The sequence below is a fragment of the Caballeronia sp. LZ065 genome, assembly GCF_031450975.1.
GTDB lineage: Bacteria > Pseudomonadota > Gammaproteobacteria > Burkholderiales > Burkholderiaceae > Caballeronia.
The window spans coordinates 469,730-483,656 of the sequence record NZ_JARUXV010000003.1 but is presented as its reverse complement, the minus strand read 5'-3'; the positions used below and the strand labels follow the sequence as shown (position 1 = coordinate 483,656).

Annotated in this window: 14 protein-coding genes; 8 read left to right on the top strand and 6 right to left on the bottom strand. The window is 64.4% G+C overall.

The window, feature by feature from the left end:
- Positions 1-9: 9 nt before the first annotated feature.
- Both QCE63_RS22415 and QCE63_RS22410 read right to left on the bottom strand, forming a co-directional pair.
- Positions 10-774: a 2-keto-4-pentenoate hydratase gene (locus tag QCE63_RS22415; protein ID WP_309836088.1), complete on the bottom strand. Its 765-nt coding sequence runs from the start codon at positions 772-774 to the stop codon at positions 10-12.
- A complete protein-coding gene (locus tag QCE63_RS22410; RefSeq protein ID WP_309836087.1) occupies positions 771-1,991 on the bottom strand; it encodes an aminotransferase class V-fold PLP-dependent enzyme in 1,221 nt (406 codons plus the stop codon). Before QCE63_RS22410 ends, QCE63_RS22415 begins: the two co-directional genes overlap by 4 nt.
- A 162-nt stretch (positions 1,992-2,153) precedes the next feature.
- Here QCE63_RS22410 and QCE63_RS22405 point away from each other — a divergent pair, with 162 nt between their 5' ends.
- Together QCE63_RS22405 and QCE63_RS22400 are read left to right on the top strand one after the other, a co-directional pair.
- A complete protein-coding gene (locus QCE63_RS22405) occupies positions 2,154-2,918 on the top strand; it encodes a GntR family transcriptional regulator (RefSeq protein WP_309836086.1) in 765 nt (254 codons plus the stop codon).
- Between the two features lie 81 nt (positions 2,919-2,999).
- Positions 3,000-3,362 carry a hypothetical protein gene (locus QCE63_RS22400; protein WP_309836085.1) on the top strand — a complete coding sequence of 121 codons (363 nt, stop codon included), beginning with the start codon at positions 3,000-3,002 and terminating at the stop codon, positions 3,360-3,362.
- 33 nt (positions 3,363-3,395) lie between these two features.
- Here the strand turns inward: QCE63_RS22400 and QCE63_RS22395 are convergent, their stop codons facing one another.
- Entirely contained in the window at positions 3,396-3,563 is a 168-nt protein-coding gene (locus tag QCE63_RS22395; RefSeq protein WP_309836083.1) for a hypothetical protein, read from the bottom strand.
- Between the two features lie 195 nt (positions 3,564-3,758).
- Here QCE63_RS22395 and QCE63_RS22390 point away from each other — a divergent pair, with 195 nt between their 5' ends.
- On the top strand, positions 3,759-4,682 hold the full coding sequence (locus QCE63_RS22390) for an AlkA N-terminal domain-containing protein (protein WP_309836081.1): 924 nt from the start codon (positions 3,759-3,761) through the stop codon (positions 4,680-4,682).
- Between the two features lie 98 nt (positions 4,683-4,780).
- Here QCE63_RS22390 and QCE63_RS22385 read toward each other — a convergent pair whose 3' ends face one another.
- Entirely contained in the window at positions 4,781-4,912 is a 132-nt protein-coding gene (locus QCE63_RS22385) for a hypothetical protein (RefSeq protein ID WP_309836079.1), read from the bottom strand.
- On the opposite strand from QCE63_RS22385, the gene QCE63_RS22380 reads away from it, so the two are divergent.
- Entirely contained in the window at positions 4,913-6,913 is a 2,001-nt protein-coding gene (locus QCE63_RS22380; RefSeq protein ID WP_309836078.1) for an MFS transporter, read from the top strand. It abuts the gene before it with no gap.
- On the opposite strand, the gene QCE63_RS22375 is transcribed toward QCE63_RS22380, so the two are convergent.
- Entirely contained in the window at positions 6,914-8,062 is a 1,149-nt protein-coding gene (locus tag QCE63_RS22375; protein ID WP_309836077.1) for a peptidyl-alpha-hydroxyglycine alpha-amidating lyase family protein, read from the bottom strand.
- Positions 8,063-8,215: 153 nt separating this feature from the next.
- On the opposite strand from QCE63_RS22375, the gene QCE63_RS22370 reads away from it, so the two are divergent.
- A complete protein-coding gene (locus tag QCE63_RS22370) occupies positions 8,216-8,638 on the top strand; it encodes a hypothetical protein (RefSeq protein WP_309836076.1) in 423 nt (140 codons plus the stop codon).
- A gap of 9 nt (positions 8,639-8,647) precedes the next feature.
- On the opposite strand, the gene QCE63_RS22365 is transcribed toward QCE63_RS22370, so the two are convergent.
- Positions 8,648-9,601, bottom strand: a complete 954-nt coding sequence (locus QCE63_RS22365; protein ID WP_309836075.1) for a D-2-hydroxyacid dehydrogenase family protein — start codon at positions 9,599-9,601, stop codon at positions 8,648-8,650.
- Positions 9,602-9,877: 276 nt separating this feature from the next.
- Between QCE63_RS22365 and QCE63_RS22360 the strand changes: the two genes are divergently transcribed.
- From QCE63_RS22360 to QCE63_RS22350, 3 genes are all read left to right on the top strand, one after another.
- Positions 9,878-10,816, top strand: coding sequence for a hypothetical protein (locus QCE63_RS22360; RefSeq protein ID WP_309836074.1), 939 nt, complete (start codon positions 9,878-9,880; stop codon positions 10,814-10,816).
- 154 nt (positions 10,817-10,970) lie between these two features.
- Positions 10,971-12,356, top strand: coding sequence for a TAXI family TRAP transporter solute-binding subunit (locus QCE63_RS22355; protein WP_404990165.1), 1,386 nt, complete (start codon positions 10,971-10,973; stop codon positions 12,354-12,356).
- Positions 12,353-13,909 (top strand): phospholipase D family protein, encoded by a 1,557-nt coding sequence (locus tag QCE63_RS22350; protein ID WP_309836071.1) that lies wholly within the window; start codon positions 12,353-12,355, stop codon positions 13,907-13,909. Before QCE63_RS22355 ends, QCE63_RS22350 begins: the two co-directional genes overlap by 4 nt.
- Positions 13,910-13,927 lie beyond the last annotated feature (18 nt).

The window sequence follows — 13,927 nt, the reverse complement described above, 5'->3', positions numbered from 1 at the left end:
CTGAATGCGTTATGCGAAATGCAATTCGACGGGCGGCAGACCTTCGATCCTGCCCAGCGCCGTGCCGGGCGCCTTCGGGAAGGCCATGCCGGTGTACGAGCCCGCCGTGAGCACCGTGCCGCATTCGAGCGCATGTCCGCGCGACACGCAGTGATTCACCGTCCACGCGAGCAATCTGCGTGGATCGCCGGCGGGGTTCGCAGGCGTGCCCTCGAATAGCGGCGCGCCGTTGTATTCAAAAGTCATGGCGGGCGCGATGAATGGATACGAGGCGTCGTACGGCACGCCGTCGCCCACCATCAGCGCGCCGTGGTTCTGCAGATCAGCGAGTTGCCAGAGCTTGTCCACGTCGGGGCACGCAGCGAAGCGGCTCGCGACGATCTCGATCGCGGCATGCACCGATTCGATCGACGCGAGGATGTCCTCCTCTCCATACGGCCCGCTGCACGGCTCGAAACGCCGCTTGAGCTTGAACGCGACTTCGAGTTCGAGACCCGCCTGGCCGAACGCGGACATCGCGAGGCGTGCGCCCGAATGCTCTATGCCGCCAGCAGGAAGCGGCGCGCCCTGAATGGGTCCATCCACCGATTTCGCGCCCACCTTCCATCCGCCGATGGCCGCATCCAGTGCGCGCAACGTGGCATCCTGCGTGGCGCAGGCTTCGTCGGGATGACCCGGACGCAAGGCCGTCGGAAGCGAATCCAGCTGCGCGCAATGGGCGCGCGCCTCCACGAAAAGCCGCGCGAGCGCGTTGACGTCGAATGCGGTGCTCATGCAGCCGCCTTGAACGCCGGCTTCGCGATGTGGCTCGTCAGATAGTCCATCGCCGCCGTCACGCCGCTGCCCTTCAGCCCGACGCCCGCCAGTTTGAGGCCCATTTCGCACCCGGTGAGCGCGGCCATCAGCGTGAGATCGTTGCAGTCGCCCAGATGCCCGATGCGGAACATGCGGCCCTTCACCTTGCCGAGGCCCGTCCCCAGCGAAAGATCGAAATGCTCGTAGATGAGCTTGCGCACGGCATCGGCATCGACGCCCTCGGGCGTCATCACGCCGGTCAGCACCGGTGAATAAACGGCGGGATCCGCGCACTGGATCTCGAGCCCCCATGCCGTGACCGCCGCGCGACAGGCGGCCGCCAGCCGCTGATGCCGGGCGAAGACAGCGTCCAGCCCTTCGTCGAGGATCATGTCGAGCGCCTCGGACAGCCCGTAAAGCAGATTCGTATTCGGCGTATAGGGCCAGTAGCCCTGCTGGTTCATCTCGATGATCTCGGTCCAGTCCCAGAACGCGCGCGGCAGCGTCGCCCGCTTCGACGCCTCGCGCGCCTTCTGCGACACCGCGTTGAAGCTGATTCCCGGCGGCAACATGAGCCCTTTCTGCGATCCGGAGACGGTCACGTCGACGCCCCACTCGTCATGCCGGTAGTCCGCCGAGGCCAGCCCGGAAATGGTATCCACCATTAATAATGCAGGATGCGCAGCGGCATCGATGGCACGCCGCACGGCGGCAATGTCGGAGGTCACCCCGGTCGAGGTTTCGTTGTGGACGACGCAGACCGCCTTGATCGCATGCTGCGTGTCCTCGCGCAGACGCTTCTCGATCTGGTCTGCCTGCACGCCGCGCCGCCAGCCTTCGATACCCGGCAAACCGAGAAACTCCGGCTTGAGCCCGAGCTTCTCGGCCATCTTCTTCCACAGCGTCGCGAAGTGACCGGTCTCAACCATGAGCACTGTGTCGCCGGGGCTCAGCGTATTGCAGAGCGCTGCTTCCCATGCTCCCGTCCCCGAGGCTGGATAGATCACCACGGGCTGGTCCGTCTTGAAGATCTTCCGGATGCCCTCCAGCACCTTCAGCCCCAGTGCGCCGAACTCCGGTCCGCGATGATCGATGGTCGGATAACTCATCGCCCGCAGGATCCGGTCGGGGACCGGGCTCGGTCCGGGAATCTGCAGGAAGTGGCGGCCGGCGGGATGGAAGTCGAGCTTGAGCATGAAATCGCGTCCTCAAATGTGATTTTGCATGCAAAATACAATAACGCGGTGAGTTGCCCGGGTAAAGGAAAACATCGGCCGAACGGCCTAGGGATAACCCGCCGTCGGTTTTTTCCATTAGGGCTGGGTTAAAATTGCCGCACATGAAATTTGAGGTATTGAATGCAAAATCCCGATTTACCCTCAGCCCATCTCGCCCAGTCACTGCCGAGGGTGGAGCGCCTGCGCCTGCACGACACCGTGGTCGATCACCTGCGCGGCTTCATCATTGAAGGCTTGCTCGCGCCTGGCGTGAAGCTCAATGAACGCAAGCTTTGCGAGACGCTCGGGATCTCGCGCACGCCGCTGCGCGAAGCGCTCAAGGTGCTGGCCGCCGAAGGCCTGATCGATATCTCGCCGAATCGGGGCGCGTCGGTGTCGCAAATGAGCGAGCTGGAAGTCCGCGAGATGTTCGAACTGATGAGCGGGCTCGAAGCCTTTTCAGGCGAGCTGGCATGCGAGCGCATCACGCCGCTCGAAATCGCAGAGATCAAAGCGCTGCACTATGCAATGCTCGCCTGCCGCGCGCAGAACGACCTCTCCGGCTATTACAGCCGCAATCAGGCCATCCACGACAAGATCAATGAAGCCGCGCGCAACACGGCCTTGCGTCAGACCTACGTGTCGATCAACCGCCGCCTGATGGCGCTGCGGTTCCGCTCGAATTTCCAGACGCCGAAGTGGGACAGCGCCATTCATGACCATGAAGACATGATCGAGGCGCTCGAGGCGCGCGACGGCAAGCGCATGGGCGAGATCCTGCGCAGACACCTGCTTTCCAAGCGGGATGCGGTGTTGGCCGAACGGACGCTGACGACCGTGAAAGCCCCGCCGGCGAAGAAAAGGATGTCTGCTGGAGATAAACGCGCGGCAGACCACACGACGTAATGTAGCGTCTGCACCATAACGTCAGAGGTAAGGTACGATACGCACCGATTGGCCGTCAGAGCCATCCATCGGGGAATTATCGTGACCAGATTTCGAGGTGTGTGCATTGCGCTCGGCGCGGTGCTTGCCATCGCAGCTTTCGCTACCTACCGTTCGTCGGATTTCGAAGCGGCGCAAGCCGCAATGGACCGGCAGACCGTCGACTGCCTCGCCCGAGGTCTCACACGCGACGAAAAAATCCGCCTCGCCTATCTCACCGCCGGCCATGACCGGGAAGGGATGCGTCCCATCTATACCGATGTGCTGTCGCGCTGCATCGTGCGTTCCGATCAGTGGGACCGCCGCGCGCAACTGGTCACGAGCGGCCGCCAGTTGCTGTCCCAGGATGCGGAGTTCAGGCAGCTCGTGAGCGCGCACACGCTCCAACTCGCGCGCCGCCCGTAACGCACCGCCGCCGACGCTGAATCACCAGCCCTCTCACGCTTGAAGACCGCTTCCCGCACCCGGTTGCACCAGGGCGCGGGTGTTGGCTTCGTGCGCGCGCAGCGCGGCGATTTCATGCTGCGCGTAGTGCGAGACCGGCGCCACTGCGGCAAGGGTAGCGGTCAGGAGGACGGCGGCGATGCTGATCGAGAAGGCGTTCATGACAGGCTCCTTTGTCTTGCGTTGTCTGGATCGGGCTGCGCGTTGCGCTGCCTGTGAGAAGCATTGTCTTCGCTGAGACTTAGCAGGGAATGAGTGCGCCGCTGCTTCATCCGCTTGCCATGTGCCGCTCGGCCACCCTTGGCCGGCCGGGTTAAGATCAGCGCTCGTCAGACCATCCGCCTTCCTGCATTCAGAATGCATTCGACCATCGACGCTCCGTCCGCCTCGCTCGAACTGCCCTTCAGGCGTCCGTTCGACTGGAACCGCATGCTGGGCTTCATCGGCGGGCGCGCGTCGGCGGGGGTGGAGTCGGTCAGTGGCGGCGTCTATCGGCGGGCGATCGAATGGCGCGGCGACGACGGTACGATCGAAGTCCGGCCGCATGAGCGCAGACATCGTCTCGTCGTGACGGTCGAGGGCGCCGCGGCCCGCCACACGCAGGAACTCGCCACGCCGCTGTCCCGCATGTTCGACCTGCACGCCGACCCGCGCGAGATCGCCCGCTGCCTGTCCGCCGATCCGATCCTGGCCCCGCTCGTCGAAGCCGCGCCGGGTCTGCGCGTGCCGGGCGCATGGTCGGGCTTCGAACTGGTGGTGCGCACCATCGTCGGGCAGCAGGTAAGCGTGAAAGGCGCTTCGACCATCATGAACCGCATCGTCCAGCGCGCGGGCAGGCGTATCGAAGGGCACCCGCATGAGGGCACCGCGTGGCGCTTTCCGACTCCGGCCGAGCTCGCCGCCGCGGATCTCGACAAGATCGGCATGCCGACGAAGCGCGTCCAGGCCGTGCTGAACTTCGCCCAGGCCGTCGCTTCCGGCGCGCTGCCGCTCGACACGCCCGGCGCCGATACCGCCCAACTGCAACGCGATCTCCTCGCGATGCCCGGCATCGGACCCTGGACGGTCGGCTATGTCGCCATGCGCGCGCTGCGTGATCCCGACGCCTGGCCCGACGCTGACCTCGTGCTCATGCAGGCCATCGCGAAACGGGATCCGTCGCTCGTCAAACCTGCGCAGCAACGCGCTCGCACGGAACACTGGCGGCCGTGGCGGGCCTACGCGGCGATGCATCTGTGGAACGGCGTGGCCATCGCAACGGGACAGTCGCGCGGCGGTTGAATCCTGCATGCTGCATCACGCACGCAAAATGCCAATGGCGCTGCGTCTGCACGCCATGCACCACACGCCTGAAGTCCTTCCCTTGCCTTGAAAATGAACTAATCTCCTTCGAGCATCGCGAACGCGGCCGGAGCATGCAGGCGGTCCACCACTGGCCCGAACACGCAATGCCACGCAGGTACACGCAGGTACACGAAGAAGCGCTGACGCAACGCTATCGGGAGACGCACATGAACGCCTCATCCCTCGACGCACAAGCCGGCTCCGGCAACGCATGGTCCGCCTCATCCTCCACCGGATCGCCACGCGTGCAGAAAATCGTCGTCGCGATTCACGGCATCGGCAACCAGTTGCACAGCGACACGGTGCGTTCGGTCGCCAGCCAGTTCGGCGCGCGCTACGATCCGCCGCTGCCGGTCATGCCGCTCGGCTACTTCGATATCGCGGGCGTCGGCGAAGTGGACGTGCGCCAGCTCGACCTTCCTCCAGTCGGCCCCTATACGCCGGCGCAGCGCGAGTTCTACTCGGCACTGGGCTTCGCCGAGGTCTACTGGGCCGACATCCCGCGCGAGGTCGTCAAGCAGGACGACACGCTCGAGGAAAGCAAGGCGTGGGGCCTTTCCATCGTCAGCCGCGCACAGGCGGCCTACATGCTCAACGTCGACGAACGCAAGCTCGAGCCCGCGGATTTTTCGCTGGCCGCAGGCGTGGTGGAAGAAATCGTCGAGACCGTGGCCGTCATGCAAAGCCTGCTTGCCGTCGCGGAGAAAGCAGGCATCTTCAAGTTCGATCTCGCGCCGATGCTGCGCGACTATGTCGGCGACGTGCAGCTCGTCGCGGATTTCAAGCAGCATCGCGACACTATCGTCTTCCGCTTTCATCGCGTAATGGAACGACTCGTGGCACTCGCCACTGAGCGTTGCCAGTGCGCGCCCGAGGTGTATGTCGTCGCCCACAGCGAAGGCACCGTGATCAGCTTCCTCGGCATCCTGCAGGCGTTGTCCATGCCCACCGTGGCGGATCCAAGGGACAGCAAGCAGGTCATCAGCACCGACTGGGTGCAAAGCCTGCGCGGCTTCATGACGATCGGTTCGCCCATCGACAAGCACATCCTGCTCTGGCCCAAGCTATGGGAAGGCATGCAACTGACGAGCGAATCACACGGCGATACGGTCACGCTAGTGGAGCGTCCAGGCGGACCGCTCACGCTGCCTGCGCCGATCAAGTGGCGCAACTACTACGACTACGGCGATCCCGTCGGCTTCGCGCTGGACACGGCGCGCGCATTCCTGGATCACCACGGCTGCCGCGCATTCGAGTTCGACGAACACGCCGACGACATCGGCTTCTCGCGTTACTGGCTGCCCGGCAAGGCGCATACGGATTACTGGACCGACTCTGAAGTCTTCGGCCACTTCATCGACAACGTCGTGCTCGGCGAGACGACAGCAACGCCTCCAGGAAACCGGCGCGCGCGCGGTTTCGTCAGCACGGCGGTTCCCTATCTGCTCAGCTTTGCCCTGCATCTTCTCGCGGTGTTCTTCATCTACAAGGCCGTCACGGCCTCGTCGGATTCGGGCGCGGGTTCCGACAGCACAGCGCCGGAGTTCATCTATCTCACGCGCTCGGTGTTCGCCCTAGCCTGCCTGCTGATGGGCACGACGATCGCCGCGCGTATTCCACGGCTCGTGAAGGCGCGCGGCACGCATCGCACGGGCGCATGGCTGCGATGGCGCATCGTCGCGCTCGCGGCATTCGCGGCCGGCGCGCTCCTGTTCTGGTTCGTCCTCGTGAGCGGCGTCGCCGCGTTCCTCGCCAGCCCGTTCGCCGGCATCCTGCATCGCGATGTCGCGGACCCGCTCGTCGGCAAAGCGGTATTCGTTTTGGCCGGACTGGTCTGCGCGCTCAGCGGATGGATAGCGCCGCGCAAACCGCACTGGGGACGGCGCGTGCTCGTCGCGCTGGGCACGCTGATGATGGTGCTCATCGTCGGCGTGAGGCTATGGGGCGATCTGGCAGGCAAGCCGCTGTGGCCCGTCGTGCTCGGCGGACTGTTTTTTCTCTATGCGTGGTGGCTTGCCATCCTGATCTTCGATCTCGCCTTCGTCTGGCATCGCTACGTGCGCAACTCGGTGGCCCTCGACACGCTGCGGGCATGGCGCGAAGAACGGCGCGACGCACAGCCCAGGCCCATCATGTCGATGGGTTCAAGGCGGCGCGCCGGTCAATGATCACGCATGCAGCACCAGCTTCTGCACGCGCCAGTTGAGCAACTCGGCGACGAACAGCGTGTTCTCCGAAGGACACGCCATCTCGTGAATCCAGCCGAACTGTTTGAGCTGCTTGCCGGAGCGGCCGAGCACGCCGAGCAGCTTGCCATCGAGCGACAGCTTGTAGATGCGTCCCGGGAACGCATCGGCGGAATAGAGCACCTGATTCGGACCCGGCGAGATGCAGATGGCCCAGGGCGACCCCGGCGCGAAGGTGCCTGCTGCAAGCGCCGCTTCATCGGGCATGTTGCCGATAGCCGGCCGCGCATCCGGCGGCACCGGCACGTCGATGGTGAACTGCCGCTGGAAGTTGCCCTCGCCATCGAAGACCTGGATGCGGCGATTGCTGCGATCCGCGACATAGACCATGTTGTTGGCATCGACAGCAATGCTGTGAGGCGTATGAAACTGCCCCGGTCCCGTGCCGCGATCGCCCCATGACTTGAGCCAGTTGCCGTCGCGATCCACCTTCGCCACGCGCGAGTTGATATAGCCATCGCTGATGTAGGTATTGCCCGAGGTATCCCACGCGACGTCCGTGACTTGCCGGAAGCGTCCTGGCTCCGAAGGCAAGGGTGGATTCGGATGCTTGAGCGGCGCGGTGTCTTCATCCGCTGCTTCCTGCTTGCGGCCGAAGACCATCGCGACACGCCCTTCCGGCGTGAACTTGATGATCATGTCCGATCCTTTGTCCGTGACCCAGACGTTGTCCTGCCGGTCCACCTTCACGGTGTGCGCGAACGACCACGCATAGAGCCGATGACCGATCTCGCGCACGAAACGTCCATTGCGGTCGAACTCCAGCAACTGCGCCGCCGCCGCGCCATACGCCGGCCCGGTGCTGTTGCCGCGCGACAGCACGAACACATGACCCGCCGAATTGACCGCGACACCCGAGCATTCGCCGAAGTACATGTCGCGCGGCAGCCGCACGGGATCGGGCACGGAATCGTAGGGAATCGACGGCACGTCGTTATCGGCGTACGCGAGATGCGGGAACAGCGCGAGCGCCGCGGCGCCCTGACCGGCCAGCGCAAGAAAACGGCGGCGGCTTGCGCCGGTCGATTGAGTATCGCAACATGGACAGTACATCGAATGCCGAAGACTCATTGTTACCCTCCTTCTGTTCGTCGCCTGCAATGAAGAACTGCAATGAAGAGACGGTGATGGCTGGCGTGCTTCGCGATGCTTCGGGAGTGTAGTGCAAGAGTTGCGGCGCGCGCACGCGAGGGCTTCCATCGCTTTCAATACTGAAAGGACGTCATGAACTTAGTCTTGCTGTATCAGGTTCGTATCAGGCTCACGCCCGAGTGCGCCGCGCTGGCGCGTGAGGATCGCTTCGACGACAAGCTTGCGCCGCTCGGCGCCTTGCTTGCGAAACATCGCGCTACGTTGATCTGCCAGTACGACGCCTTCGCGGACTATGTGGCGCAAGCGGAACGGGATGGCGTTGAAGGCTATCCGTTGTATCGATGGACGCGCGACACCATCGAGAATCCCGCGAAGAAGGCGAAGTACCTCGAAGCGTTCACGTTCCATGTGAACGGCGACGAGGTCTACGAAAAGGCCTTGGCCGATGCATTGGAAGCGGATCTCCACGCGTTGGCAAGCGACGCAATCACGGAGATCCGTAAGTACGATACGAACCCCGCGAACAATCCGCAACCGCCTTCACAGGGTCAATAGGCGTTGCATTCAGCCCGCGCGGGCATCGAGCCATTCAACGATATTGCGCACCGTATCGCCATAGAACGTGCGATACAGCTCCTCCGACACATACCCAATATGCGGCGTCGCAAGCAGGTTGGGCACCGAGCGCAGCGGGTCGTTCGCGGCAAGCGGCTCGTGGTCGTACACGTCGATGGCCGCGCCCGCCAGACGCTTCGACTGGAGTGCGTCGATCAGCGCCGCATTGTCGATGATCGGTCCGCGCGATGTATTGACGATCCGGCCGGTCGGCTTCATCTGGCCAAGCTCCGTCGCGCCGACGAGATGATGCGTCCGTTCGCTCAGGCGCACATGAACCGAGAGCACGTCCGAGGTCTTGAAGAGCGTGTCCTTGTCGACGCGTTCGATACCCTTCTCCGCCGCGCGTTCGGCGGTGAGGTTCTGGCTCCACGCGATCACGTTCATGCGGAACGCGCGGCCAATCACACCGACCGCGGACCCCACACGCCCCAGACCGAGCAACCCGAGCGTCTTGCCGGCAAGCTCGGTGCCGAGACCCGTCTGCCAGCCGCCCTCTTGCAGCGAGCGGTTTTCGCCGGGAATGTCGCGCACCATCGCGAGGATCAACGCCCAGGTGAACTCGATCGTCGGCGTGGACGAATAGCCCGTGTGCCGCACTTCAACGCCGTGTTGCGCCGCCGCTTCGAGATCGATCGATGCATTGGCCGAGCCGGTGGATGCGATCAGCTTGAGGTTGGGCAGATGCTCGATGATGTCGCGCGGAAACGGCGTGCGTTCGCGCATGGCGCAGATCACATCGAACGGACGCAGTCGTTCGAGCAGCGCCTCGCGCTCCGCAATGTGATCGTTGAAGACGGTGACGTCGGCGCGTGAATCGAGCGCGGACCAGTCGGCCATGGAACGGGCGAGGTTTTGATAATCGTCGAGAACCGCGACCTTGATGCGTGAAGAAGTGGGCATGATGAAGCCTTCGATTTTGTTGTGACGAATGCGCGGATCCGCAGCAGCCGCTAGTGTGACGCAAGCCGCGAAAACATGTCGGAACGCCGTGGGACCGGGCGCCAGGGCACGTGACATCGCGTGAAACAAGTCATCGCGGGACTTTGGATGAGGCTGCCTCTATAGTCCGTTCCGTCGCCACACGAAACACAAACGTGGCCCAAGGCAAACCGAGAGGAACATCCCGTGACTACCCGTTCGACTTTCGCATCAGACAGAAGTCTTCAGAAGCGCGGCATGCATACCCTGCTCATTGCCGCCACGGCCGCAGCGCTCACGCTGTGCAGCGGTTCCGCTTTCGCGGGCTGGGCGCGCGGCGGCACGGCTTATACCGGGCGCGGTGAGTATCAGGGCGCGCATGTCGGTTCCTGCGGCGGCGGCAGCTGCTCGCATGCGGGCGGTGTCGAGAATCCCTGGGGCCGCACGGCCACCAACTCGGGCACCGTGACACGGACCTCGCCGGGACAGTTCAGCAACAGCGGCACCGCCTATGGCCCGAACGGCCGCTCGGTGCAGCACGCCGGCGACACGAGTTGCGCGGGCGGCAGTTGCACGCACAACGGCAGCGCGACCGGTACGAACGGCAAGACCGCGACCGGCACCGACACCGTCACGCGCACCGCGCCGGGCCAATACAACTCGTCCGGCTCGGTGACGGGTCCGAACGGCAACACGTCGACGCATACGGCATCGACCCAATGCGCGGGCTATACCTGCAACCGCTCCGGAACGGTCAATACGGCAAGCGGCGGCACGGTCACGCATTCGGGCAGCGCGACGAGCGTGGCGCCGGGCGTCGTGGTCACGTCGGGCAGCGCGACGGCCACGAACGGTGCGCATGTCACGACCGTTTCCCACGGCGGCACTGTCACCACCACGAGCACGGCAGTGGTCACGGGCTCGGCTACCGTGGTCGCCGTGCCCTTGATCGTGGCACCGCCGCCGCCGACCGTGGTCGTGACGACGCCCCCGCCGCCCCCGGCAGTCGTCGTGATGCCTCCGCCCCCGCCGCCGGTCAAGACGGTGTACGTGGCCCCGCCTCCGCCTCCCGTCAAGACGGTGTATGTGGCTCCGCCCCCGCCGCCCGTCAAGGCCATCTATGTCGTGCCGCGTCGCGCGATCTGGATCCCTGGCCACTATGCCGGCGCGGTCTGGGTGCCCGCGCACTGGGCATGACCGGAAATCACGAACCCGAAGATCGGCCGCCTGCGTGCCGACCCTGTCGCTTTGCCGGCACGAGGCGTTACACTGCGGATCAACGCCGCTTCCGACAGAGGCACGCCATGCCCGATGTCTTCCCCGACGCCCCGGCAACCACGAGCATGCGCTCATGACGAGACATCGCATGAAGCGTCCTCATCTGCCTGACGATCACGCGAAAGGGGTCCTGCACGACGTCATCTGGACCGCGGGCCCCGTCGTGCTGATCATCGCGATCATCTCGGCGCTGGTCTACTGGCTCGTCGATCCCGCGCCGCCCCGCACCATCACCATGAGCGCGGGCCAGCCCGACAGCTCGTTCTACGTGATCTCGAAGCAATACGCGGCCATCCTTGCGCGCAACGGCATCACGCTGAAAGTGCTGCCTTCGGACGGCTCCGTGCAGAACCTCGACCGCCTGCTCGATCCACAACAGCATGTCGATCTCGCGCTCGTGCAAGGCGGCATCGCGACAAAAGAACAGGCGTCGAAGCTGGTCTCGCTCGGCAGCGTGTCGTATGTGCCGCTGGTCGTGTTCTATCACGGCAAGGGGCTTGACCTGCTGTCGCAACTGGAGGGCAAGCGGATTGCCATCGGCCGTGACGGCAGCGGCACGCGCACGCTGTCGCTCAAGCTGCTCGCAGCAAACGGCATCTATCCGGGCGCCAACACGAAGCTTCTGCCGACCGACGGCCTGCAGGCCGCCACGCAACTCGTCAGCAACGAAGCGGACGCCGTGCTGCTCTCCGGCGACTCCGCGACGCGCGACCTCATGCTGCGTCTGTTGCGCGTGCCCGGTATCTCCGTGATGAACTTCAAGGAAGCGCGCGCCTATACCCGCCTCTTCCCCTATCTCGACGACATCGAACTGCCGCCCGGCATCCTCGACCTGGGCCGCCTCATTCCACCCGAGACGGTGCATCTGGTGAGCCCGATGCTCGAACTGGTCGCGCGGCCAAGCCTGCATCCCGCGCTGTCCGATTTGCTCATCGAAGCCGCGCAGGAGGTCCATGGCACGGCGAGCCTGCTGCAACCCGCCGGACAGTTTCCGCGTGCGGTCGCACACGAGTTTCCGATCAGCGAGGATGCCAACCGCTACTATCGCTCGGGCAAGAGCTTCCTGTACCGCACGCTGCCGTTCTGGCTGGCCAACATCGCGGACCGCGCGCTCGTGCTGTTGCTGCCGGTCGCGGTGCTGATCCTTCCCGCGCTGCGCATCGTGCCCTGGCTGTACCGCTGGCGCGTGCGTTCGCGCATCTATCGCTACTACGGCGCGTTGATTGCGGTGGAACGCGGCGCGATGAAGCTCGTCGATGAAACTGAACGGCGTGCGCTGCTCCTGGAACTCGACTACATCGAGGAGTCGCTCAACACGCTGAAGATGCCACTCGCCCATGTCGATGCACTTTATGTGCTGCGCGAACACATCGGCTTCGTGCGCGCGCGTCTCAGCGAAGGCAGGCGGCGCGCCGGCACGGCGCCGCTGCACGATCGCGCAGCGGAGAGTCCGCGATGACTCTGCGCACAGGGCTCGCGACGCTGGCGCTGCTCCTGCTGGGCGCCTGCGCCAGCCTGCCGCCGCAGACGGGACGCGTGCAGACTCAGGCCTTCACGGACACCACCGGCACGTCGCTGGGCCGGGCGTTCTCGACGAGCGAACAAGCGCATCCGGGCGACAACGCCTTCCATCTGCTTCCGAACGGCATGGACGCGCTCATTGCGCGCGTGATCCTGAGCGAGCGCGCCGAACGTTCGCTCGACCTGCAGTACTACATCTGGCACGACGACCTGACGGGCCGCGAAATGGCGGCATCGATCATGCGGGCGGCGGATCGCGGCGTGCGCGTGCGTCTCCTGCTCGACGACCTCGGCACCAACGCCGACGACCGCTTCCTGCTCGCGCTCGCGTCGCATCCGAACATCCAGGTGCGGCTCTTCAATCCGGTGGCGAACCGCAGCTTCAAGAAGCTCGGCTCGGCGATGGAATTCTTTCGTGTGAATCGCCGCATGCACAACAAGGCGCTCATCGCCGACAACCAGGCGGCCATTCTCGGCGGCCGCAATATCGGCGATGAATACTTCGGCGCGTCCAGCACGGTGGCGTTCGGCGATCTCGATGTGCTCGTGCATGGACCGGTGGTGCGCGACGTGTCGGACGCGTTCGATCTCTACTGGAATTCGGCTGCGGCTTATCCGATCGAAGCTCTCGTGGGCCGTCCCGCCGATCCCGACGCGCTGCGAAGCTATCGCGACAAGCTGGATGCCTATCTGCTGGCGGAACGTCATTCGCCTTATGTCGCGCAGGTTCGCGAACGCATGGCCGACGTGCTTCAGTCGCACGACAGCGCTTTCTCGTGGGGCAAGGCCACGCTGCTCTACGACGATCCCGCGAAGATCACCCGCGCGCCCGGCGACAGCGAAGGGCATTTGATGTCGCAATTCAAGGCGCTGAACTTCGAGCCCGGCAAGGACATGTTGATCGTGTCGCCATATTTCGTGCCGGGCAGCGAAGGCGTGCAATGGCTGCGTTCGATGACCGCGCGCGGCGTGCGCGTCACCGTGCTCACCAATTCGCTGGCGGCCACGGATGTCGCGGCGGTACACGCGGGTTATCAGCGCTATCGCCGCGACATGCTTGAAGCCGGCGTGACGCTTTATGAACTCAAACCGGTCACATCGAATAATGAAGACAAAATGCAAAAGACCAGCACATTCGGATCGTCCAAAGCTTCGCTCCATGCGAAGACCTATGTGTTCGACCGGACGCGCATCTTCATCGGCTCGATGAATCTCGATCCGCGCTCCGTGCAGTTGAACACGGAAATCGGCGTGTATTGCGAAAGCGCGCAGGCCGCGACGGAAGTGGCGGACGGAATCGGCAAGCAGATCGACCGTATTGCCTGGCGCGTCGAACTGCGCGACGACGGCGCCGGCCATCAGCGCATGGTCTGGATCGACACTGCTGCCGATGGCACGACCACCGTGCTTGACGCGGAGCCCGGGGTGTCCACACTGAAGCGCGCGGGCATCTGGATGCTCGGGCTGCTGCCGATCGAATCGCAGTTATGAGCCGCGCGGCCTCGGTTC